22 protein-coding genes are annotated in these 21,730 nt (G+C 71.4%); 5 read left to right on the forward strand and 17 right to left on the reverse strand.

Annotated elements, in window-relative coordinates:
- Nucleotides 1-64 precede the first annotated feature (64 nt).
- From ABIC61_RS10265 to ybaK, 13 genes are all read right to left on the reverse strand, one after another.
- The gene (locus ABIC61_RS10265) at nt 65-463 is read right to left on the reverse strand and encodes a preprotein translocase subunit YajC (RefSeq protein ID WP_144749878.1); all 399 of its coding nucleotides are present in this window, start codon (nt 461-463) and stop codon (nt 65-67) included.
- A 101-nt stretch (nt 464-564) separates the two neighbouring features.
- Nucleotides 565-1,602 carry a Holliday junction branch migration DNA helicase RuvB gene (gene ruvB, locus ABIC61_RS10270; RefSeq protein ID WP_144749880.1) on the reverse strand — a complete coding sequence of 346 codons (1,038 nt, stop codon included), beginning with the start codon at nt 1,600-1,602 and terminating at the stop codon, nt 565-567.
- Nucleotides 1,599-2,219, reverse strand: a complete 621-nt coding sequence (gene ruvA, locus ABIC61_RS10275) for a Holliday junction branch migration protein RuvA (RefSeq protein ID WP_354029819.1) — start codon at nt 2,217-2,219, stop codon at nt 1,599-1,601. The genes ruvB and ruvA overlap by 4 nt, the downstream gene beginning before the upstream one ends.
- On the reverse strand, nt 2,216-2,860 hold the full coding sequence (gene ruvC / locus ABIC61_RS10280) for a crossover junction endodeoxyribonuclease RuvC (protein WP_354029836.1): 645 nt from the start codon (nt 2,858-2,860) through the stop codon (nt 2,216-2,218). The genes ruvA and ruvC overlap by 4 nt, the downstream gene beginning before the upstream one ends.
- Nucleotides 2,861-2,867: 7 nt before the next feature.
- A complete protein-coding gene (locus ABIC61_RS10285; protein ID WP_097179122.1) occupies nt 2,868-3,632 on the reverse strand; it encodes a YebC/PmpR family DNA-binding transcriptional regulator in 765 nt (254 codons plus the stop codon).
- Between the two features lie 116 nt (nt 3,633-3,748).
- Nucleotides 3,749-4,345 carry a pyridoxal 5'-phosphate synthase glutaminase subunit PdxT gene (pdxT, locus tag ABIC61_RS10290; protein WP_502908799.1) on the reverse strand — a complete coding sequence of 199 codons (597 nt, stop codon included), beginning with the start codon at nt 4,343-4,345 and terminating at the stop codon, nt 3,749-3,751.
- Nucleotides 4,339-5,259, reverse strand: coding sequence for a pyridoxal 5'-phosphate synthase lyase subunit PdxS (pdxS, locus tag ABIC61_RS10295; RefSeq protein WP_144749888.1), 921 nt, complete (start codon nt 5,257-5,259; stop codon nt 4,339-4,341). The genes pdxT and pdxS overlap by 7 nt, the downstream gene beginning before the upstream one ends.
- Before the next feature lie 12 nt (nt 5,260-5,271).
- Nucleotides 5,272-5,841, reverse strand: coding sequence for an HIT family protein (locus ABIC61_RS10300; RefSeq protein WP_144749891.1), 570 nt, complete (start codon nt 5,839-5,841; stop codon nt 5,272-5,274).
- Nucleotides 5,841-7,829 carry a threonine--tRNA ligase gene (thrS, locus tag ABIC61_RS10305; protein WP_354029837.1) on the reverse strand — a complete coding sequence of 663 codons (1,989 nt, stop codon included), beginning with the start codon at nt 7,827-7,829 and terminating at the stop codon, nt 5,841-5,843. Before thrS ends, ABIC61_RS10300 begins: the two co-directional genes overlap by 1 nt.
- Before the next feature lie 118 nt (nt 7,830-7,947).
- Nucleotides 7,948-8,490: an adenine phosphoribosyltransferase gene (locus ABIC61_RS10310; RefSeq protein WP_354029821.1), complete on the reverse strand. Its 543-nt coding sequence runs from the start codon at nt 8,488-8,490 to the stop codon at nt 7,948-7,950.
- A 133-nt stretch (nt 8,491-8,623) separates the two neighbouring features.
- Nucleotides 8,624-8,860 carry a hypothetical protein gene (locus ABIC61_RS10315; RefSeq protein WP_354029822.1) on the reverse strand — a complete coding sequence of 79 codons (237 nt, stop codon included), beginning with the start codon at nt 8,858-8,860 and terminating at the stop codon, nt 8,624-8,626.
- A 589-nt stretch (nt 8,861-9,449) separates the two neighbouring features.
- Nucleotides 9,450-12,062: an ATP-dependent Clp protease ATP-binding subunit gene (locus tag ABIC61_RS10320; protein ID WP_354029823.1), complete on the reverse strand. Its 2,613-nt coding sequence runs from the start codon at nt 12,060-12,062 to the stop codon at nt 9,450-9,452.
- Nucleotides 12,063-12,157: 95 nt separating this feature from the next.
- Nucleotides 12,158-12,643 carry a Cys-tRNA(Pro) deacylase gene (gene ybaK, locus ABIC61_RS10325; RefSeq protein WP_144749897.1) on the reverse strand — a complete coding sequence of 162 codons (486 nt, stop codon included), beginning with the start codon at nt 12,641-12,643 and terminating at the stop codon, nt 12,158-12,160.
- A gap of 67 nt (nt 12,644-12,710) precedes the next feature.
- Between ybaK and ABIC61_RS10330 the strand changes: the two genes are divergently transcribed.
- Nucleotides 12,711-12,995, forward strand: a complete 285-nt coding sequence (locus tag ABIC61_RS10330; protein ID WP_260852520.1) for a DUF6412 domain-containing protein — start codon at nt 12,711-12,713, stop codon at nt 12,993-12,995.
- Between the two features lie 59 nt (nt 12,996-13,054).
- On the forward strand, nt 13,055-13,792 hold the full coding sequence (locus ABIC61_RS10335) for a YidC/Oxa1 family membrane protein insertase (protein ID WP_354029824.1): 738 nt from the start codon (nt 13,055-13,057) through the stop codon (nt 13,790-13,792).
- Here ABIC61_RS10335 and ABIC61_RS10340 read toward each other — a convergent pair.
- Entirely contained in the window at nt 13,789-13,992 is a 204-nt protein-coding gene (locus tag ABIC61_RS10340) for a hypothetical protein (protein WP_144749901.1), read from the reverse strand. The two genes, ABIC61_RS10335 and ABIC61_RS10340, sit on opposite strands and share 4 nt — an antisense overlap.
- 62 nt (nt 13,993-14,054) lie before the next feature.
- Here ABIC61_RS10340 and ABIC61_RS10345 point away from each other — a divergent pair, with 62 nt between their 5' ends.
- Together ABIC61_RS10345 and ABIC61_RS10350 are read left to right on the forward strand one after the other, a co-directional pair.
- Nucleotides 14,055-14,918: a hypothetical protein gene (locus tag ABIC61_RS10345; RefSeq protein ID WP_354029825.1), complete on the forward strand. Its 864-nt coding sequence runs from the start codon at nt 14,055-14,057 to the stop codon at nt 14,916-14,918.
- Between the two features lie 233 nt (nt 14,919-15,151).
- Entirely contained in the window at nt 15,152-16,528 is a 1,377-nt protein-coding gene (locus ABIC61_RS10350) for an MFS transporter (RefSeq protein ID WP_354029826.1), read from the forward strand.
- Nucleotides 16,529-16,898: 370 nt separating this feature from the next.
- Here the strand turns inward: ABIC61_RS10350 and ABIC61_RS10355 are convergent, their stop codons facing one another.
- Together ABIC61_RS10355 and ABIC61_RS10360 are read right to left on the reverse strand one after the other, a co-directional pair.
- Nucleotides 16,899-18,935, reverse strand: a complete 2,037-nt coding sequence (locus ABIC61_RS10355) for a carboxypeptidase regulatory-like domain-containing protein (RefSeq protein WP_354029827.1) — start codon at nt 18,933-18,935, stop codon at nt 16,899-16,901.
- A gap of 129 nt (nt 18,936-19,064) precedes the next feature.
- A complete protein-coding gene (locus tag ABIC61_RS10360; RefSeq protein ID WP_144749909.1) occupies nt 19,065-19,526 on the reverse strand; it encodes an NUDIX hydrolase in 462 nt (153 codons plus the stop codon).
- 218 nt (nt 19,527-19,744) lie between these two features.
- On the opposite strand from ABIC61_RS10360, the gene ABIC61_RS10365 reads away from it, so the two are divergent.
- Nucleotides 19,745-20,587, forward strand: coding sequence for a universal stress protein (locus ABIC61_RS10365; RefSeq protein WP_354029828.1), 843 nt, complete (start codon nt 19,745-19,747; stop codon nt 20,585-20,587).
- A 65-nt stretch (nt 20,588-20,652) separates the two neighbouring features.
- Here the strand turns inward: ABIC61_RS10365 and ABIC61_RS10370 are convergent, their stop codons facing one another.
- Nucleotides 20,653-21,654, reverse strand: coding sequence for an SGNH/GDSL hydrolase family protein (locus tag ABIC61_RS10370; RefSeq protein ID WP_354029829.1), 1,002 nt, complete (start codon nt 21,652-21,654; stop codon nt 20,653-20,655).
- Between the last annotated feature and the right edge of the window lie 76 nt (nt 21,655-21,730).

The following is a 21,730-nucleotide window of genomic DNA, read 5'->3' on the forward strand; positions in this document are numbered from 1 at the left end:
GGACCGACGGCGGAGACCGACGGCAGGTGTCGCCGCCGGATCGGTGGACCCGGCGGCCGAGGTGTCAGTCTTCGGTCTTGCGCTTCGCAGCGTCGGCGTCGGTCTCGGTGGACTCGATGCGCTCACCGTAGACCGGCTCACCGTTGAGCTCGGCGACGGGCTTGGGCTCGTCCTCCGGCGTGGTGGCGGTCTGGATGTCCGACGCGGTGTCGTCGACGACGCGCGACAGGGTCTGACGGTGGACGGTGACGACGGTCCCCGGGGCGATCTCGACGTCGGCGGTGACCTTCTCGTCGTCGACCGACAGGAGCGTGCCGTACAGGCCGAAGGACAGCATGACCTTCGCGCCCGGCACCATCTTGGTGGCGAGCTCGGACTGCTGCTTCTTGCGCTTGCGGCTGTTGTAGAACATGAAGGCCGCGAACGCCACGACGATGACGATGAGGATGACTTCTTGACCCATGATTGCGATGCCTTCTCTGGTATTTCGGTTTCGGGCCGTAGCAGTCTAGGGCACGCGACTGTGTGTGGCATGTCGCCCGGAGTGCTGCGGCGGCGGTCGTCTCAGTCGGTGTCGTCGTCGAACAGCCCGGGTTGCGCGAGGCTCCCCTGCCCCGGAGTCATCCCGAAGTGGCGCCAGGCCTGCGGCGTGGCGATGCGGCCCCGGGGGCTCCGGGTGACGAGCCCGACCCGGACCAGGAACGGTTCGACGACCGATTCGATGGTCTCGGATTCCTCGCCCACCGAGACCGCCAGGGTGTTCAGGCCGACCGGACCCCCGTCGAAGCGGGTGAGCATCGTCTCGACGACCGCGCGGTCCAACCGGTCGAGGCCGAGCTCGTCGACGTCGTAGAGGTCGAGTGCGCCCTGCACCGCCGCCATCCCGTCGGTCGTGCGGTGCACGAGCGCGTAGTCGCGGACGCGTCGGAGCAGGCGGTTCGCGATGCGCGGTGTGCCACGGGAGCGGCCGGCGATCTCCCGCAGTGCCGTCCGGTCGATGTCGAGTTCGAGGAGGTGCGCCGCACGGATCAGCACCTGTTCGAGTTCGTCCTTCTCGTAGAACTCGAGGTGCGCGGTGAAGCCGAAGCGGTCACGGAGTGGGTTCGGCAGGAGACCGGCCCGGGTGGTGGCGCCGACGAGCGTGAACGGCGCGAGGTCGAGTGGGATGCTCGTGGCACCGGCGCCCTTGCCGACCATCACGTCGATCCGGAAGTCCTCCATCGCCAGGTAGAGCATCTCCTCTGCCGAGCGCGCCATGCGGTGGATCTCGTCGATGAAGAGGACCTCGCCCGGCACCAGCGACGAGAGCACCGCGGCGAGGTCACCCGCGTGCTGGATCGCCGGCCCGCTGGACATCCGCAGCGGTCGACCCGACTCGTGCGCGACGATCATCGCCAGCGTGGTCTTGCCGAGGCCGGGAGGCCCGGCCATCAGGATGTGGTCGGGCGTGCGGTCCTGCAGCGCCGCTGCCTTCAGCAGCAGGTCGAGCTGGCCGCGGACCTTGCGCTGGCCGACGAACTCGTCGAGGGACTTCGGGCGGAGCGCACCCTCGAACGCGAGTTCTTCCTGCGACTCGGCGTCGGCGGCGGTGATGCCGCTCACCGGCCGGCTCCGGCGGGCCGGAGGGCACCGAGCGCGGCACGGAGCAGGGACTGCGTGCCCATGGTGGCGGCACCCGGTTCGTTGGCGATGGTGTCGTCGACGGCGCGCTGGGCCGCGTCCTCACGCCATCCCAGGCCGACCAGGGCGGCGACCACGTCGACGGCGGCCGGGTGGGCCGTGGTGCCACGGGACGTCGTGGCGACGGGTGCCTGCTCGAACGCGGCGAGCTTGCCGGACAGCGCGACGATGATGAGCTTGGCAGTCTTCGGGCCGATGCCGGACACCTTGCGGAACGCGCCGTCGTCGTCGTTCGCGACGGCGTTCGCGACCTGTGCCGGCTCCATGTGGGCGAGGACGCCCATCGCGGACTTCGGTCCGACCCCGGACACGCTCCGGAGCAGGTCGAACACCTGCAGGGCGTCGGTGGACTCGAAGCCGAACAGCAGGTGCTCGTCTTCCCGCACGATCATGGCCGTGCGGAGGAACACCTCGGAACCGTGTCGCATCGTGAGGGCGTGGGCGGGCGTCACCGTGACCGCGTACCCGACTCCCCCTACCTCGACCACGACGGCCGATCCGGCGACGTCGATGCAGGTGCCCCGGAGACTCGCGATCATGCGCCGAGCCTACGGCCGGCCACCGACGGAGCGGAGGAGCCACGCTGCGGACGTGCGGCCGCAGCAGCGGCCCGCGCGAGCGGCGAGTCGACGGTGCCGCCCTGCGCGTCCCGCCACGCGCGCTGCGCCGGGGTGAGGTTCGTGGGTCGCGAGCCGACGGCGTCGGGTGATCCGAGCCTCCAGGCATGGCACACGGCCAGCGCGAGCGCGTCGGCTGCGTCGGCGGGCTTCGGGGCCTCGACGAGGCCGAGCACGCGCGCGATCATCGTCTGGACCTGTCGTTTGTCGGCGTTGCCGTACCCGGTCACCGCTGCCTTGACCTCGGACGGGGTGTGCAGGCCCACGGGGAGCCCGCGGGCCGCCGCCGCGTGCAGCGCGAGCCCCGCGGCCTGGGCCGTGCCCATCACCGTCCGGACGTTCGCCTGGGCGAAGACCCGCTCCACGGCGACCGCGTCCGGGCGGTGCTCGTCGATCTCGGCCGCGATGCCGTCGGCGATGCGGAGCAGCCGCTGCTCGAGCGCCATGTCCGCCGGCGTCCGCACGACCGTCACGTGGACGAGCCGTGCGCGGCGGTTCGGTGCGACCTCGACGATGCCGACGCCGCACCGCGTGAGCCCGGGGTCCACCCCGAGCACGCGCAGCATCGGGTTAGTCCTCGTCCTCGTCGAGCTCGGCCTGGACGTCGGCGGGGATGTCGAAGTTCGAGTAGACGTTCTGCACGTCGTCGCTGTCCTCGAGCGCGTCGATCAGGCGGAACACCTTGCGCGCGGTCTCGGCGTCGACCGGGACCTTGAGCCCCGGCACGAACTCGGCGTCGGCCGAGTCGTAGTCGATGCCGGCGTCCTGCAGCGCCGTGCGGGCCGCGACGAGGTCGGTCGCCTCGGTGATGACCTCGAAGCCACCGCCCTGGTCGATGACGTCCTCGACACCCGCGTCCAGCACGGCCGTCATCACGGTGTCCTCGTCGAGACCGTCGGTCTTGGTCACGGAGATGACACCCTTGCGGGCGAAGTTGTACGCGACGCTGCCCGGGTCGGCCATGGTGCCGCCGTTGCGCGACATCGCCGTGCGGACCTCGGCCGCGGCGCGGTTCTTGTTGTCGGTCAGACACTCGATGAGCATCGCGACGCCGTTCGGGCCGTAGCCCTCGTACATGATCGTCGTGTACTCGATCGACTCACCGGTCAGGCCGGCACCGCGCTTGATGGCGCGGTCGATGTTGTCGTTGGGGACCGAGGTCTTCTTGGCCTTCTGCACGGCGTCGACCAGGGTCGGGTTGCCGGAGAGGTCGGCACCGCCCATCTTCGCGGCGACCTCGATGTTCTTGATGAGCTTCGCGAACGACTTCGCACGGCGCTGGTCGATGACCGCCTTCTTGTGCTTGGTCGTTGCCCACTTGGAATGCCCGGACACGGTGCTCCTTGCGTCTAGCGGAAAATCTGGATCAGTTTACCGGCCTGGAGGCACGGCTCGCCTCCGCCGCGCTGGACCTGTGGACAAGTGGTCCGGTGGCGCGTGCGCGACGCGGCTCAGGCCGCGCGGACGAGCTCGAGGAAGCGACGGTGGAAGCGGTCTTCGCCCGCGACCTCCGGGTGGAAGGCGCTCGCGATGACGTTCCCCTGCTGCACCGCGACGACCTGGCCGTCCGGCAGGGCTCCGAGGACGTCGACCCCGGGACCGTGCTGCTCGACCACCGGCGCACGGATGAACACCGCGTGCACCGGAGCGTCTCCGAGCGCCGGCATCGGGATGTCGGTCTCGAAGGAGTCGTTCTGGCTGCCGAACGCGTTCCGCCGGACCGTGGTGTCGAGCACGTCGAGCGTCTGCTGGCCCGGGATGCCGGCCGCGATGCGGGAGGACAGCATGATCATGCCCGCACAGGTGCCGTAGGTCGGGAGCCCGCCCTGGATCGCGGCGGACAGGGGCACGGCCACGCCGAACGCCCGGGACAGCTTGTCCATGACGCTCGACTCGCCGCCGGGGATGACGACGCCGTGCAGCGTGCCGATCTCCTCCGGGCGACGCAGTGGCACCACCTCGGCGCCGAGCTCCGTCAACGAGGCGATGTGCTCACGGAAGTCGCCCTGCAGCGCGAGGACCCCGATGCGGGGCCGCGCGCTCACCAGCCGCGCTCGGCCAGGCGGTGCGGGGCGGGGACGTCGGCGACGTTGATGCCGACCATCGCCTCACCCAGACCGCGGGACACCTCGGCGATGACCTTGGGGTCGTCGTGGAAGGTCACGGCCTTGACGATCGCCGCGGCACGCGCTGCCGGGTCGCCGGACTTGAAGATGCCGGAGCCGACGAAGACGCCGTCCGCGCCGAGCTGCATCATCATCGCGGCGTCGGCCGGGGTGGCGACACCACCGGCCGTGAAGAGCACGACCGGGAGCTTGCCGGTCTGTGCGACCTCCTTGACGACGTCGAACGGCGCCTGCAGGTCCTTCGCGGCGACGTAGAGCTCGTCCTCCTTGAGGTACCGGAGGGCAGCGATCTCCTTGTTGATCGTGCGGATGTGCTTCGTGGCCTCGGACACGTCACCCGTGCCGGCCTCGCCCTTGGAGCGGATCATGGCCGCGCCCTCGGTGATGCGACGGAGCGCCTCGCCCAGGTTCGTGGCACCGCAGACGAAGGGGGTGGTGAAGTTCCACTTGTCGATGTGGTTGACGTAGTCGGCGGGCGAGAGGACCTCGGACTCGTCGATGTAGTCGACACCGAGCTCCTGCAGGACCTGTGCCTCGACGAAGTGGCCGATGCGGGCCTTCGCCATGACGGGGATCGACACCGCGGCGATGATCTCCTCGATCATCGACGGGTCGGACATGCGGGCGACGCCGCCCTGTGCGCGGATGTCGGCCGGGACGCGCTCGAGGGCCATGACGGCGGTGGCGCCGGCTTCCTCGGCGATGCGGGCCTGCTCGGCGTCGACGACGTCCATGATGACGCCGCCCTTGAGCATCTCCGCGAGGCCGCGCTTGACGCGGTCGGAGCCGGTGATCGAGGTGCCGGGGGTGCTCGGGGTGCTGCTGCTGTCGCTCATGATGCCGACAGTCTAGTGGTCTGCCGGCCACCCCTCGGCGACGAGACGCCGGGTCTCGCCGAGCAGCTGCGACATCGACTTCGTCCGCGCGATGATCGGGAAGAAGTTCGCGTCGGACTGCCACCGGGGCACGATGTGCTGGTGCAGGTGCCCCGCCACACCCGCACCGGCGACCTCGCCCTGGTTCATGCCGATGTTGAACCCGTCGCAGTGCGACACGGCGCGCAGGACCCGCATCGCCGTCTGGGTGAGCTCGCCGATCTCGCGGAGTTCGTCCGGCGTGGCCTCGTCGTAGAGCGGGACGTGCCGGTACGGGCAGACCAGCAGGTGCCCGTTGTTGTACGGGAACAGGTTGAGCAGGACGTAGGCGTGCTCGCCGCGGGCGACGATCAGGGCGTCCTCGTCGGACTTGTGCGGCGCCTCGCAGAACGGGCAGTCGTCGTCGTGCCCGCGGCCACGTCCCGCGCGACCGGCGTCGATGTACGCCATCCGGTGCGGGTTCCAGAGCCGCTGGAAGGCGTCCGGGACCGCCGCGCCGGAGGCGGCGTCCCGGATCACCAGCGGGTCCTGCTCGTCGGACATCAGACCTGCGCGCGCTCGCGGATCGCCGTCAGGATGCGCTCGACCGCCTCGTCCACGGGCACACCGTTGTCCTGGCGGCCGTCACGGAACCGGAACGAGACCGCTCCGGCGTCGCGGTCGTCGCCGCCCGCGATGAGCTGGAACGGCACCTTCTGCTTCGTGTGCGTGCGGATCTTCTTCTGCATGCGGTCGTCGGAGTGGTCGACCTCGGCGCGGACGCCGTGCGACCGGAGCTTCGCGACGACCTCGTCGAGGTAGTCGCCGTACTCCGCCGCGACGGGGATGGCCACGACCTGCACGGGGGCGAGCCAGGCCGGGAAGGCGCCGGCGTAGTGCTCGGTGAGGACGCCGAAGAACCGCTCGATCGAGCCGAAGAGGGCGCGGTGGATCATCACGGGGCGCTGGCGCGTGCCGTCGGCCGCCGCGTACTCCAGGCCGAAGCGCTCCGGCAGGTTGAAGTCGAGCTGCACGGTCGACATCTGCCAGGTGCGGCCGATGGCGTCACGGGCCTGCACCGAGATCTTCGGACCGTAGAACGCCGCGCCGGCGGGGTCCGGCACGAGCTCGAGTCCGGACTCCTCGGCGACCTCGCGCAGGGTGTTCGTCGCGACCTCCCAGACCTCGTCGTCGCCGACGTACTTCTCCGGGTCCTTCGTGGAGAGCTCGAGGTAGAAGTCGTCGAGGCCGTAGTCGCGCAGGAGCGAGAGCACGAACTCGAGGGTCGTGGTGAGCTCCTCCTTCATCTTCTCCTGCGTGGTGAAGATGTGGGCGTCGTCCTGGGTCATGCCGCGGACGCGGGTGAGGCCGTGGATCACGCCGGACTTCTCGTTGCGGTAGACCGTGCCGAACTCGAACATGCGCAGCGGCAGGTCCCGGTACGAGCGCGCCTGCGACCGGTACGCCAGGATGTGCATCGGGCAGTTCATCGGCTTGAGGTAGTAGTCGGCGCCCTGGCGGGTGACGTTGCCGTCGTCGTCGCGTGCCTCGTCCATGTGCATGGCCGGGAACATGCCGTCCTTGTACCAGCCGAGGTGGCCTGACTGCTCGAACAGGTCGCCCTTGGTGATGTGGGGCGTGTAGACGAACGAGTAGCCCTCCTGCTCGTGCCGACGGCGGGAGTAGTCCTCCATCTCGCGGCGGATGATGCCGCCCTTCGGGTGGAAGATCGCCAGACCCGAGCCGATCTCGTCCGGGAACGAGAACAGGTCGAGTTCGGCGCCGAGGCGACGGTGGTCGCGCTTGGCGGCCTCTTCGAGCCGCTCGAGGTGCGCCTTCAGCTGCTCCTTGTCGGGCCACGCCGTGCCGTAGATGCGCTGCAGCTGCGGGTTCTTCTCGGAGCCGCGCCAGTACGCGGCGGCGACGCGCATGAGCTTCGACGCGTTGCCGATCCAACGGGTGTGCGGGACGTGCGGTCCGCGGCAGAGGTCCTCCCACACGACCTCGCCCGTCTTCGGGTCGACGTTCTCGTAGATCGTCAGCTCGCCGGCACCGACCTCGACGCTCTCGCCGGAGTCACCGGCGTCGGCAGCACCCTTGAGGCCGATGAGCTCCTGCTTGTAGGGCTCCCCCGCCATGCGCTCGCGGGCTTCCTCGTCCGTCACGACCACGCGACGGAAGCGCTGGGCCTGCCGGATGATCCGGTCCATGTTCTTCTCGATCGCCTTGAGGTCCTCCGGGGTGAAGGGCTCGGCGACGTCGAAGTCGTAGTAGTAGCCGTCGGTGACGGGCGGACCGATGCCGAGCTTGGCGTCGGGGTTGATCTGCTGGACGGCCTGCGCGAGCACGTGCGCGGCCGAGTGACGGAGGATGTCGAGCCCGTCCTGCTCGTCGAGCGTGACCGGCTCGACGACGTCACCGGCGTCGACCGACGCGGTGAGGTCCTTGAGCACGCCGGCGACCCGGATCGCCACGACGCCGCGGACGCCCTCGAAGAGCTCGGTGCCCGTCGTGGTCGTCGTCGCGGTGCGGGGCTCGGGTGCCTGGGGCACGGCTGCGGGCTCGGCGTTATCCGGCGATGCACCTTCCGGCGCTGCGGCGACTGACTCGGTCACGATGATGGGACTCCTCGATCGAAATGGTGCGTCAAGACTAGTGCGCGGGTGGGCCTCAGGCGGGCACGGAGCCGAGCGTCTGCACGGGCAGGCGTGACTCGAGCCGCTCGCGCCCGGCGAGCCCGTCGAGCTCGAGCAGCGCGGCGAACCCGATCGCCTCGTACCCGGCGCGTTCGAGCAGCGTCACGGTGGCGGCCGCGGTGCCACCCGTCGCGAGGACGTCGTCGATCACGAGCACCCGGGTACCGGCGGGCAGCTGGCCGGGCCGGAGCTCGAGCTCGGCCTCGCCGTACTCCAGTGCGTACTGCTCGCTGAGGACCTCGCCGGGGAGCTTGCCGGCCTTGCGGACGGTCAGGACGCCGACCTGGTGCTGCGCAGCGATGCCACCGGCGAGGGCGAAGCCACGGGCCTCGATGCCGGCGACCGCGGCGAACCCGTCACCGACGGCGAACGGCGCGGCGAGTGCTTCGCAGACCCGGCCGAAGGCGACCGCGTCGGAGAACACCGGCGTGACGTCGCGGAACAGGATCCCCGGCGACGGGAAGTCCGGGACGACGGCGGTGAGGCGTTCGACGAGTGCAGCAGCGGTTTCGGTCACCCGACAACGGTACGGGAGACGAGGCGTGCCCCCGCACGGTGCGAGGTTCCGCGCACCGTGGGACCCGGAGAACCGGGCACCGTGGGCGGAACCGCGCACCGTGCAGGTGGCGACGGAGCCAGCGCGAGCGCGCTCAGTGCCAGAGGTGCATCGCGGCGCTCTGGAGGAGCCAGCGGGCTTCGCGGTCGAGTCGCTCGCGTTCGAGTCGCTGCCGCGTCTCGAAGTCGACCGACGGTCGCACACGATGGGTGCGACGGCTCCAGATGATGAGGGTCATCCCGAGGCGGAGCGCGATGCGGTCGGAGAGCGAGACCCGACGGCGCACCGCGCGGGTATCGGGAGGGCGGATGGTGGTGGTCTTCGTGGACACGGTGTCCCCTTTCAGGGCATGACGGAATCGCCCGCACGCGGGCAGGACGGAACTGGGTATGACGGAAATGCCCGGCACACGGGCATGAGGTGAATGCGTGAGAATGCATTCCGCACCCCGCGCGAGAATGCGCACGAAGGTGCTCGTGAATGACTTCCGGTACGAGGAGCGTGCCACCCACCACCGACATTCGCGGCTGCATTCCGCTGCACGGAGACCACCACCACGAACGGCGATGATCGAGCATGCGAGATGCGTGACCGACGAAGGCGTCAGGCGCTTCCCGGCGAGATGAACTCAGCGCAGGGGCGCCTGGACAGAGGTGTCGACAGGTGCGGGACGCTCCGTGTCAGCGGACCCGGATCGGGGTGCCGCCGGACGTACGGATTCCACGGAACGGTGTCGTTGCGGTGATCATCATGGTCGGGCCCCCTCTCGGTCTCGTGCTGACGCGGTGTTTGCTGCCCGTGAACACTATCCACACCGGTATTCCCCGCGCAACCCTTTTCTGGAACTTCTTCCAGAATTGCATTCCCGAACACGCGAGAACGCCCCGGCGCGCATGACACCGGGGCGTTCTCGAAGGGGATCAGACGGACGCGGGGTCCGTCGCCACCGCCGACAGCGCGCCGTCGACCACGTCGATCCGCACGGTGTCGCCGTCCGTCACGGCCTCGCCGACGACGAGGTTCGCGATGCGGTCGTCGACCTCGCGCTGGATCAGGCGACGCAACGGACGGGCGCCGTACTCCGGCTCGTACCCGTGCTCGGCGAGCCAGTCGACCGCGGCGTCGGAGACCGACAGGGTCATGCCCTGCGCGAGCAGCCGGAGCGCGGTGTCCTGGAGCAGCAGCGACACGATCGCGTGCAGCTGCGAGCGGTCGAGCTTGCGGAACAGCACGATCTCGTCGATGCGGTTGATGAACTCCGGCCGCATCGCCTCGCGCAGCTTGCCCATCACCCGGGCGCGCAGGTCGTCCTCGCCGAAACCGTACGAGTCGGCGCCGTCGCCGGCTCCGACCGGCGCGAACCCGAGCGCGCCGGACCGCGACGCGAGGAACTCCGAGCCGATGTTCGACGTCATGATGACGACCGTGTTCCGGAAGTCCACCGTGCGCCCCTGGCCGTCGGTCAGCCGGCCGTCGTCGAGCACCTGCAGGAGCAGGTTGAAGACGTCCGGGTGCGCCTTCTCGACCTCGTCGAGCAGGATGACCGAGTACGGGTTGCGACGGACACGCTCGGTGAGCTGCCCGGCCTCGTCGTAGCCGACGTACCCGGGAGGGGCACCGACCAACCGCGACACGGTGTGGCGTTCGCCGAACTCGCTCATGTCGAACCGGAGCATCGCCGACTCGTCGCCGAACAGGGATCCCGCCAACGCCTTGGCGAGTTCCGTCTTGCCGACGCCCGTCGGGCCGAGGAACAGGAAGCTGCCGACCGGACGACGCGGGTCGCCCATGCCGGTCCGGCTGCGCCGCACCGCGGTGGCGATCGCGCGCACGGCGTCGTCCTGGCCGACGACGCGCTCGTGGAGTTCCTCCTCGAGCACGGCGAGCCGGGAGCGGTCGCCCTGCGTGAGGCGCGTGGCCGGGATGCCGGTGGCGCGCGACACGACAGCAGCGATGTCGGCTTCCGTGATCGACGTGCCCACGATCTCCGGACTGGAGGCACGACCAGCGTCCGCCTGTCCGGCGGCGGCGATCCGCGCCTCCAGGTCGTCGATCTCGTCGCGCAGGCGCGACGCTTCCTCGTAGTGCTCCTCTGCCACAGCGGCGTCCTTGGACGCGGTCAGCGTGGCGACCTGCGCGCGCAGCGCCTCGACGTCGACGTCGCCCGACAGGGCGAGCCGACGACGTGCGCCGGCCTGGTCGACGAGGTCGATGGCCTTGTCCGGCAGGTGCCGGTCGGTGACGTAGCGGTGCGACAGTTCGACCGAGGCACGCAGGGCCTCCGGCGTGTAGGTCACGCCGTGGTGCTCCTCGTAGCGCGGGGCGAGGCCGGTCAGGATCGCGACCGCGTCCTCGACGCTGGGCTCCCCCACCGTGACCGGCTGGAAGCGACGCTCGAGTGCGGCGTCCTTCTCGATCCGTCGGTACTCGTTGAGGGTGGTGGCTCCGACCAGGTGCAGGTCGCCGCGGGCCAGCCGGGGCTTGAGGATGTTGCCGGCGTCCATCGAACCGCCCTCGCCACCCCCACCGGCGCCGACCACGGTGTGCAGCTCGTCGACGAACACGATGAGCTCGTCGGCGTGCGCCGCGATCTCGTCCATCGCGGTCGTGAGCCGCTCCTCGAAGTCGCCGCGGTAGCGGGTGCCGGAGAGCATGCCGGGGAGGTCGAGCGCCACGACCCGCTTGCCCTGCAGGAGGACGGGCACGTCGCCGTCCGCGATGCGCTGGGCGAGGCCCTCGACGATCGCGGTCTTGCCCACGCCGGGTTCGCCGATGAGGACGGGGTTGTTCTTGGTGCGGCGGAGCAGGATCTCGACGGTCTGCTCGATCTCGTCGGCGCGGCCGATCACCGGGTCGATGCGTCCGTCGCGGGCGCGCTCGGTGAGGTCGGTGCCGAACTGGTCGAGCGTCGGGGTGTCGGAGGCCGACTCGTCGGTGCTGGCCGTCGACTCGGTCCCGGGCATCGAGCGCCCCGCGCGTGCGGCGGCCGAGGCCTGCGCCGCGTACTCCTGCATCACCTGCGGGGTGACACCGGCGCTCGCGAGCAACTGCCCGGTGACGGTGTCCTGGTCCATGACGAGCGCGAAGAAGACGTGCTCGGGGTCGGTGTAGGTGCTGCCGAACCCGCGGGCGGCCTGGGTGGCCTCGAGCAGGATGCGTTGCGCGGTGCCCGTGAGCGCCGGGCGATCCGCACCGTCCACCTGCTCCTGCGCGATCGGGAGGCGCTGTTCGATCTCGTCGGCGAGCTGTTGGGGGTCGACGCCGGCCTGCCGGACGATCGCGGTGAACGGGTCGGTCCGGACGAGCACGTGCAGGACGTGCAGGGCGTCGACCTCGTGCTGGCCCTGCTCCACGGCGTACTCGGCGGTGCGCTGGAGCAGTTCGTGGGTGCGACGGCTGAGCAGTCGCGTGATGTCGACCGGGCGTCCCAGCGGTACGGATCGCTGGGCGCCGGGGTTCTGGGAGGCGAGCAGACGCGCGAGGAACTCGTCGAACGAGTCGCTGCCGCTGGTCGGACCGAACTGTGCTGGCAAAGGGACCTCCTGGGAACTTGAGTGCCTTCGACTCAATGCAACGCAGGAGGTGCCGGGTCATTCCCGGCGTGCAACAAAACTTGAGGTGACTGGACTCAGGCCCGCGCGATCGCCGCGGCCGTCGCCTCGGTGACGCGCACGAGGTCGGCCGGTGCCACCTCGATGTCGAAGCCACGACGGCCACCGGACACGAAGATGCTCGGGTAGGACAGCGCCGACTCGTCCACCACGGTCCGCAGCTTCGTCTTCTGGCCGACCGGGCTGATGCCGCCCACCACGTAGCCGGTGCGCTTCTCGGCGAGGGCCGGGTCCGCCAGGGTCGCCTTCTTCCCGCCGACGGCCGCGGCGATCGCCTTGAGGTCGAGACGGTTCGCCACCGGGACGATCGCCACCGCCAGGGCACCGTCCACCGACACCACCAGCGTCTTGAACACCTGCTCCTCGCGGAGCCCGAGGGCGGCCGCTGCCTCCTCACCGAAGTTCGTGGCGGTCTCGTGGTGCTCGTACACGTGCGGCGTGTACGGGACCCCCGCTCGCTCGAGGGCGGCGGTCGCTGGGGTGCTCGGCGAACCTGCGGTCATGGGCACGATCCTGCCGTGACCAGCCACTTCCCCCCGAGCGGCGCGCGGGCGTTACCCTGAACGAACCATGACCGTCGTCGAGTTCCTCCTGCGCTGCGTCGCCGCGCTCGTGCTCGGCGACCCCGCGGTGACCGCGCTGCCACTGGTGGCGGTCGCGGCGCTCGGGCTGACCGCCGTGGCCGTCGCCGTGCTGGTGGCCCACGTCCTGGCGGTCGTGCTCGGTCTCGACACGGGTGGACAGGCAACGCCGTCGCGGGCGCCGGCGGACCTCGTCACGCGTATCGCGTGGAGCCACCCCGATGCCGACGGGCACGCCCGACCCCGGGCACCGGGAGTCGTCGCCCCGGCCTGACCACCGACCGGTGGACGGGCCGCACACGCGACCCCTCCCACCGAACCGATCGGAACGTCATGGACCTCTCGACCCTGCCCCTCGTCGGGCCGCTGCTGCACGGCGGCGCCGACCTCCTCGCCGCGACCACCGCGGCGCTCTCCCCCGTCGCCGGCGGACTCGCCGCCGCGATCGCCGTCGTCCTGCTGACCGTCGCGGTCCGGGCGGTGCTCGTGCCGCTCGCCGTCCTGCAGGTCCGGGCCGAACGAGACCGCCGACGGCTCGCGCCGCAGCTCGCAGGCCTGCGGAAGCGGTACGCGAAGGACCGCGAGCAGTTGCAACGCGCGATGCAGGAGCTCTACACGAACGAGCGGGTGTCGCCGCTCGCCGGCTGCCTGCCGGTGCTCGCCCAGGCCCCGGTGCTGTCGCTCGTCTACGCCCTGTTCACGCACGCCTCGATCGGCGGGGTGACGAACACGCTGCTCTCGGCGACCCTGGCCGGCGTCCCGCTCGGCCACTCGCTCGTCGTCGTCGTGTCGTCCCCGCTCTGGGCGCACGCGTGGGTGATCGTGCTCCTGCTCGCCGTCCTCGCGGTCGTGGTCGAACTGACCCGCCGCGCGAACCTGCGCTGGAACCCGGCCGCCGTGCCGGACGCAGCGGTGCCCGGCGCAGCGGCCACGGCGGCGATCGGGCGGTACGCCCCGTTCGTCACCGTGGTGTTCGCCGCGATCGCACCCCTCGCCGCGGCCCTCTACGTCGTCACGAGTGCGGCGTGGACGTACGGGGAGCGTGCCGTGCTGCGCCGCGTGCTGGCTTAGCCGCCCTGGCCCTCCTGCTGCGGGCCCTGGTCGACGGGGTCGTACTCGGTGCCGCGTCCCTGCTCCTCGTCGGCGGTGGGGACGTGGCGTTCGGTCCCGCTCCCGCCCGGACTCGTCGCGACGTAGTCGGCCTCCCCGGATTGCGCGTCGTGGCTCAGCGGTTCGAGGGTCTCGGGATCGGGTTCGTGCGTGTCGGTCATCGCACCCGTCTACGCCCCCGAACTGGGCGAGCACGCACGCAGCGCCGGTGGGACGATGAGGCATGGCCGACGACGACGTGGCAGCGGAACGAGCACGGCTCGAGGCGCTCGCGTGGGGTGCCGGTGTACCGGAGGCCGACGCCCTGCGGGCGCGTGGAGCGCTGCAGCAGCTGGCCCACGGGCATCGACGTCCTGCGGTCGCGGACCACCGGCCTGGAGGCACGACACCCGTCACCCCGCCGCCACCGGTTCCGACGTGGTCGGCTCCCACTTCCGCGGTCGACCCCGGCGGGCCCGTCCGGCCACCTGCGACGGCGTCGCCGGCTGCGGCAGACGGTTCCGGAACCGACCACCTGCCGGACGTACCGGAGCACGACGAAGGTGATCCGCGCCTCCAGGCCGACACCGTCCCTTGGCGGACGCGGGTCGGACGGTTCCTGTGGACCACCCGGCCCCGCGTGTGGATCGCGCTCGGCGCAGCCGCGGCGGTCGGCGTGGCGTTCGCGGCCGGGACCGCGGTCGGGACGTCACGTGAGCAGACACCCGCTGCACCGAGCGTGACGCCCAGCGCCGGGACGATCACCCTCGAGGACCTGCTCGACGCTCCGCAGACCTACGCCGACCAGCTGCCCGGCCCGGTCGAGGCACCGGTGAGCCTGCGCACCACCCGACTGATCTTCACGAACCGGGCGTTGGACGGCGGCTCGTTCGACACGCCGTGGAGCGTGTGGGCCGGCGTCGGGACGGACCGTTCGACCATCTGCCTCGTCGCGACCGCGAACCGACTCGAGTCGACGTCTGCCTGCTACCCCCGGGCCGAGGCGCTGCACGGCTCCGTGTCGCTGTCCGCGCAGTCGATGAGCGGGACGCTGACGCTGACGCTGCGCGGCGGCGGTGTGCAGGGCACGGTGACGAACGAGAACTGATCTTCCCCGGATCGGGAATGGCTGCGTGGCGCCTGCGTTGGAGCGCTCCTAGGAGATTCTCGGCGAAGGCTCTCGCGCTGCTTCCGTGCAGCGTGCAACACTGGATGGACGCACTCGCCGTGGAGTCGTACCCGAACACATCCACATCCACACCACCAGCGAGTGCGCATCTGCTGTCGTCGATCCATCGACACCGACGCGTGCTCCGCCGTGCCCCGGAGGAGGTCAGCAGCGTGTCCACCAACACCACCACCAACCCGGCCGTGACGAACACGCGGCCGATCACCGTCACGAGCGGGTCGATCGTCGGCATCGCCGTGCTCGGTCTCGCCACGTTCTTCGCGATCACCACCGAGCTCATGCCCGTCGGGCTGCTCGGCACCATGAGCGCCGACCTCGGGGTCTCCGAGTCCACCATGGGCATCGTCGTCACGGTGTACGCCGCGGCCGTCGCGCTCCTGGCGCTCCCCCTGACGTCGCTCACCGCCCGGCTCCCCCGCAAGACCGTGCTCGTCGCGACGCTCATCGGCTACACCGTGTCGAACGTGATGATCGCGCTCGCGCCCTCGTTCGCCGTCGTCTGCGCCGGGCGGGTCGTCGGCGGCATCGCCCACGCGCTCTTCTTCTCGGTGGCCTCCGCGTACGCAACCCGGATCGTCCCGCCGCGTCTCGCCGGCCGTGCGATCGCGTTCGTCTACTCCGGCAGCTCGCTCGGTTTCGTCCTCGGCGTGCCGATCGCCACCTGGGTCGCGCAGTCCATCGGATGGCGTCCCGCCGTCGGGGCCGTCGCCGTCGCGGCCGCCGCCCTCGCCGTCGTCGCGCTGCTGTTCCTGCCGAGCGTGAGCGGTGCCGCGTCGCCGCACATCGGGTCCCGGAAGGCCTGGGCCCGCACCGGTCTGCTCTCCGTCGTGATCGCCGACCTGCTGCTCTTCGCCGGGCACTACATCGTCTACACGTACATCGGCCCGTACGCGATCGACGCCGGACTCGACGCCGACATGGTGAGCGGTGCGCTGCTCGTGCTCGGCGGCACCGGGGTCGTCGGCCTCTGGCTCGCCGGCATGTTCGTCGACCGTGCACCCCGGCAGACCCTGATCGTCTCCGTTGCCGTGATGGCGGCCGCGTTCGCCGTCCTGCCGTTCGTGCACGGGTCGCTGCTCGGCACCATGGTCGTCGCGGGCGTCTGGATGGCGGCCAACGGCACCACGGGCACGCTCTTCATGGCGGCGGCGATCCGCACCGGAGGCGTCTCCCCCGACATCGCCGGTGCGCTCGTCAACGGCGCGTCGAACATCGGGATCGCGGGCGGCGCGGCGATCGGCGGCCAGGCCCTGAGCGTCGTCGGGCTGCAGTTCATGCCGTTCGCCGGCGCTGCGGTGCTGGTCGGTTCGCTCGGTGTCGTGATCGCGGCCCGTCGTGGCTTCCCGGTGCACTCGAACGTGCAGGAGCACCTGTCGACCTCGTCGATCGAGGCCATCACCTCCTCGCTCGCGGTCGTCACCACCTCGGTGCCCGTCGTGAGCCGGGCGATCCAGACCCTGACGGGGTCGGTCTCGGTCGTACCGGGCGCCGTGTCGACGGGGTCCGTGCCGACGCGTCGGCGCCGCTGACGCCGACCGGGCGGTCCGGCTGGCCGGGCGGGCCGGCCGAGGTCGCACGACATGCCGCGCGCGCGCCGCCGAGGTCGCACGAAGTGCCGCGCGGAGTGGATTCGGGCGACAGAACGTGCGACCTCGAGGCCCGGCACGCGCCGGGTCCGCCAGGTCCCGACGGTCCCGGCGGGGCCGGGCGCGCCGGTCGAAGTCGCACGACATGCCGCGGCCGTGTCAACGAGGTCGCACGAAGTGCCGCTCGAAGTGACGTCGGGCGACAGAACGTGCGACCTCGACACCGCCCGCTGCCTCCCCCACCCGCCGTCCCCCGCACACGCCGGAGGGGCGGGATCGGCAGCGCCGGTCCCGCCCCTTCCGTGTGTCCGGGTCAGTCCTGCAGGTGCGAGGTCCGACGACGGTTCCGCACGGCACGGAACGTCAGCAGCCCGGCGCCGAGGAGCACGAGCACGCCTGCCGCGATGATCCCGGGCGTGACGTCCGCACCGGTGTACGCGAGCGCACCGCCCGTGCTCGAGCCGCCGTCCGACGACACCGGCGTGGTGCCCGACCCACCGGCGGGAGCCGAGGGCGAGGGCGTCGGCGTCGGGGTCGGCGTGACCACCGCGGCCGGGACCGTGATCGCCAGCGGCGTGGCCGAACCGTTCTCGGGCGTCGTGATGGTCTGCGGTTCGGCGCCGTCGACCTCGACCGTGTACTCCGTCGTGGGAGCGAGCCCGGTGAGGTCGAACGTGCCATCGGCGCCCGTCGTGGTGCTGACCGGTGCGCCGGCCTCCGGGTCGGTCGGGGTGGCCACGACGTCGACGCCCGCGACCGGGTCGCCGTTCGTGTCCGTCACGGTGCCGGGCTGGTCCGTGGTGACCACCGCTGGCGCTGCCGGCGTCGCGAACGCCAGGTCGGACTCGACGCTCGAGCCCGCCGTGGCGACCACGCCGGTGTTCTCCGCGGCACCGGTGGCACCCGGCGTCGGGACGGTGGTGCGGACCGTGTACGTCCCGGCAGACGTGGCTAACGTGTAGCGACCGTTCGCGTCCGTCGTGGTCGACCCGACGACGGTGGTGCCTTCGAGGAGCTCGACCACCCGCCCGGCGGCGACCGGGGTCCCGTCGAGCGACACCACTCCGGTGACGGTCGCGATGACCGCGGGTGGCGCCTCGATCGCGGGGACCTGGGCCGGCGGTGCGTCGGCGTCACCGGTGCGGATCGGCTCGGGGTCGGCGCCGCCGACCGAGACCCCGAGGTCGGTGTCGGCAGGCAGGTCCGAACCCGTGTACACGCCGTCGGTGTTCGTCGTGGTGTCGACGAGCGTCGTGCCGTCGTCCGGGTCGATGATGACGACGGGGACGTTGGACGCCGGGTTGCCGTTCTCGTCGGTCACCGTGCCGATCACCGAGACGGTGTCAGCGGAGGCCTCGAACGCGAAGTCGACGACCTGGTCGGCACCACCCGGCGTGGTGTTGAGCGACGTCGTCTTCGAGGCGGTGCCGTCCGCGTTCGGCGGCGGCGTGATGTCGACCGTGTAGCCGCCGATCACCGGGAGCTCCGGGAACGAGTACGTCCCGTCGGCCCCGGTCGTCGTCGTGTACTGGGTCCCGCGCGGCGCGGTGACCGTCACGGTGGCCCCGGGGATCGGGGTGCCGTCGAGCGTGGCGGTGCCGGTGATCGCGGCCGTCCGGTTCGCGAACCAGGTCTGGTACACGGGGAAGCCGCTGCGCTGCTGGTAGGTGATCGTCAGCGTGGTGAGCGGCACCGTCGGCGTGAACCAGGCGGTGGCTCCGGAGGTGTCGTTCGCGGCGGCGTTCCCGGTCAGGGTGCGCGTCGCGGCGTCCCACGTCGGGACGTCCTGGCCAGCCGGGACACCGCCCGGGTCGGCCGGGCAGGACCATCCGCCGGCGGAGACCGCGGAGCACGAGTTGTAGGAGCTCTGGTAGCCGAGCTGCGCCGCCGTCGCCGGAGCGCCGCCCTGCACCGTCGCGGAGATCGTCGCCTGGTCGGCGTCGATGTCACCGAGGACGAACGACCAGCTGCCGTTGCCCGGTGTCGCACCGTCGAACGTGTAGGTCGTGGTCGACGCAGCCGCCGCGTTCGGCGAGTCCGCGTTGGGACGCTGGTTGATGTAGGTGTTGCCCCGGCTGGAACCGTACGCGGCACCGGGGCCGGTCGAGGGACCCTGCCACGTCGATGCCCCGCTGATCACCGTGGACTGCCGGGAGGTCGAGGTGAAGGTCGTGTCCGGGAACCCGGGCAACGTCATCGTGCCCGTGTAGTTCTTGCTCGACCCGCTCAGTGTGAACGTGCCCCAGTGCCCGGCCGGCGCTGCGGAGGCGCTCGTCGCGCCGCCGATCGCCAGACCTGCTCCGAGCACGATCCCGGTCAGCCCTGCTGTGACCGCACGCCAACGCCGCATGTGGGACTCCCCTGCTTCGTGCGCCGAGCTGCCACGGCGCTCGTTCAGGCTAGCCAGGGACCGCGAACTCCGTCCAGACCGAGACACGTTCGTGACTCCTGCCACTCCGGCAACAGGAGCAGACACTCGTCACGGCACGACCAGCGCCGCCAATCGATCGAGCGCTGCGACCTGCCCCGCGACGACCATGGTCCGTGCAGCGTCGATCGACACCCACCGGGCCTCGTCGACCTCGGGCACTTCGACGAACCGTCCGGAGCCGCGCGGGAGTTCCAGCCGCACGGTGTTCGAGTGGACCTCGGTGACGTCGAATGCCGGAGCCTCGACCGCGAACACCCGCACCCGCTTCCCCGACGCCTGCCGGTGTTCCCCGAGGTCGATCGGCGTGCCGGAGGGTGCGGGGACACCGATCTCCTCCGCGAACTCCCGACGTGCGGTCTCGAGCACGTCCTCGCTCCCCTCGACGAGCCCCTTCGGGATCGACCACGCCCGAGGTCGACGGAGCCAGAACGGCCCGCCCATGTGCGCGATCCACACCTGCAGCCCCGGGTCGCCGATCCGGTAGAGCAGGAGTCCCGCACTGAGCACCATGTCGGCGAGCGTAGTGCGGAACACGTGCGACGGAACGCGGGGACGCGTCGACGAGGCTGGGCGGGGTGTCGACCCGTCGCCTGGTCGGGACGGGCGCGGGGCGCACGCGGTCCGGCTCTGTCGAGAACGCGTCCGGAAGGACGCAGCAGGAGTAGTTTCCACCGCAAGGAGCGCCATGCGACGCCCCCGGAGGACCCCGGACGAGGAGGTCGATCGGGATGGACGAACGGTGGACGACGGTCACGCTGGCCGCGGACGCGGCGAAGCCGCACGAGGAAGCCCTGCACTGGATCACCGCGCGGGCGGGCACCGGCATCGAGCGCATCCGGGTGATCGGGGTGGACCCGGCGCTCGAAGCCCGCGTCGGACCGGCGGGCAAGCGCGTGGCCGAGGCCGTCGCGGATGCCGCGCGCGCGGGCCTCCCGGACGTGCAGGTCGAGATCCGGCGCCATGCCGGCCCGTTCGCCGCAGCGCTCGTGGAGGAGTCCGACGACGGGGATCTGCTCGTGATCGGGACGTTCCGGAGCCGGCGGGGTTCGACCGCCGGCGGAGACCCCGCACGCGTTGCCGAGCGTGCAGCAGTGCCGACCGTCGTCGTACCCGACGGACCGCACCCGATCGACGGCGACGTCGTCCTGGCCGTCGAGGAACCGTTGGACGAGCGCGCCGTGGCGATCGCCGTCGACGAGGCCCACCGCCGGCACCGTCGCGTGACACTGCTGCGGGCGTGGGAGATGCCGGTGCTCACCCGCACCGGGCTGACCGACTTCGCCGAGGACCCGATGCGGTGGCGCACCCGGAACGCCGAACTCCTGCAGCGCGTGACGACCGAGCTCACCCGGCGGTACCCGGACGTCCGCTTCCACCCGCTGCTCGTCGAGGGGCACCCGGGGCACGCCATCGCCGCGCACACCCGCCGGGCGTGTCTCGTCGTGCTCGGGCTGGGGCACGTGAAGGCGCTGTCGGGGTCGGTGCTCCACGACGTCCTGCGGGAGACGGTGTCGCCGGTCTGCGTGGTGCCGCCGGCAGCGCACACGGAGGCGGTCGGCGTCAGCGCCTGACGCGCGCCGGCCGGGGGCCGCGTCGGTCGACCGGGTCGGTCGGCCGGGTCGGTCAGCCGGGTCGGTCAGCCAGCGAGGTCGCGTGTCGCCGCTGCGACCCGCTTCGTCAGGTACGCGACCCCGCGCATGTTCGGGTGCAGGGCGCCCGGCTGCAGGTCGATCCGTCGCAGGTTCGCCGTACCGTCGAGGGACACGCCGGACACGTACGGCTTCTTCGTCGCACAGGCGGAGTGGGCCTGCGTGCTCGAGAAGACGTCGACGAACCGGACGCCGGCCGCGCGGGCGGCGGTCTTCGACACCTCGTTGAGTTCCTCCTGGACCCCGTGGAGGTACCGGACGTCGGTGTTCGTGAACGGGTACGAGTTCGTCGGGAACGACCCGGTCAGGGTGCCGAGGTCGAGGGCCGACCGGAAGCAGCCGCCCTTCGGGGTGTGGTCGGCGTCCGGGAAGATCGCCGGGTAGCCGAGGAACACGATCACGGCGTTCGGTGCCGCCGCCTTCACCGCGGCGAGCGTCCCGGCGATGCCCAGCGCGACGCGGGACTGGATCTTCGCGCCGAGCTGGTCGACCCCGTCGGACACGAGGGTGCTCCGGCACGACGGAGCGTCCCGTCCCGAGAAGACCGGTCCCTTGGACGAGATCGCCAGGCACGACGCCGCGGTGCCGAACAGGTCGGCGTCGTTGCCACCGATCGTCAGCGTGACGAGGCGGGTGCGCTCCGACAACGACCGGATCTGCGGCGGGACGCCCTTGAACTGGAACCCGCTGGTGATGTCCGCACTCGTCGCCCCTCCGCAGGTGACGTCCCGCAGCGCCAGCCCGAAGCGAGCCGCGATGCGGTGGGGGTAGTCCTGCGCCGACTGGCCGCACGCACTCGTCGGCAGACGCGTCAGGTCGGACAGCCCGTAGCCGGCGGAGTACGAGTCGCCGAGCGCGACGTACTCGCTGCCGGCGGGGATGCCGGCGAGGGTCTCCTCCGGCTCGGCCGTCGACGGCCAGGGCTCGGGGACTGGCCACATCGGTGCCGCGACCGCTGCGCCGCTGCCGACGAGCGACCCGGCGAGCACGATGAAGGTCGCCGCTGCGGCGAGCAGCGTCGAGCGGGCGGAGCGGAGCAGGTTCGGCCTCCAGGGTCGGGTCGGA

The sequence above is a fragment of the Curtobacterium sp. 1544 genome, from assembly GCF_040544915.1.
In the GTDB taxonomy this organism is placed as follows: Bacteria; Actinomycetota; Actinomycetes; order Actinomycetales; family Microbacteriaceae; genus Curtobacterium; species Curtobacterium pusillum_C.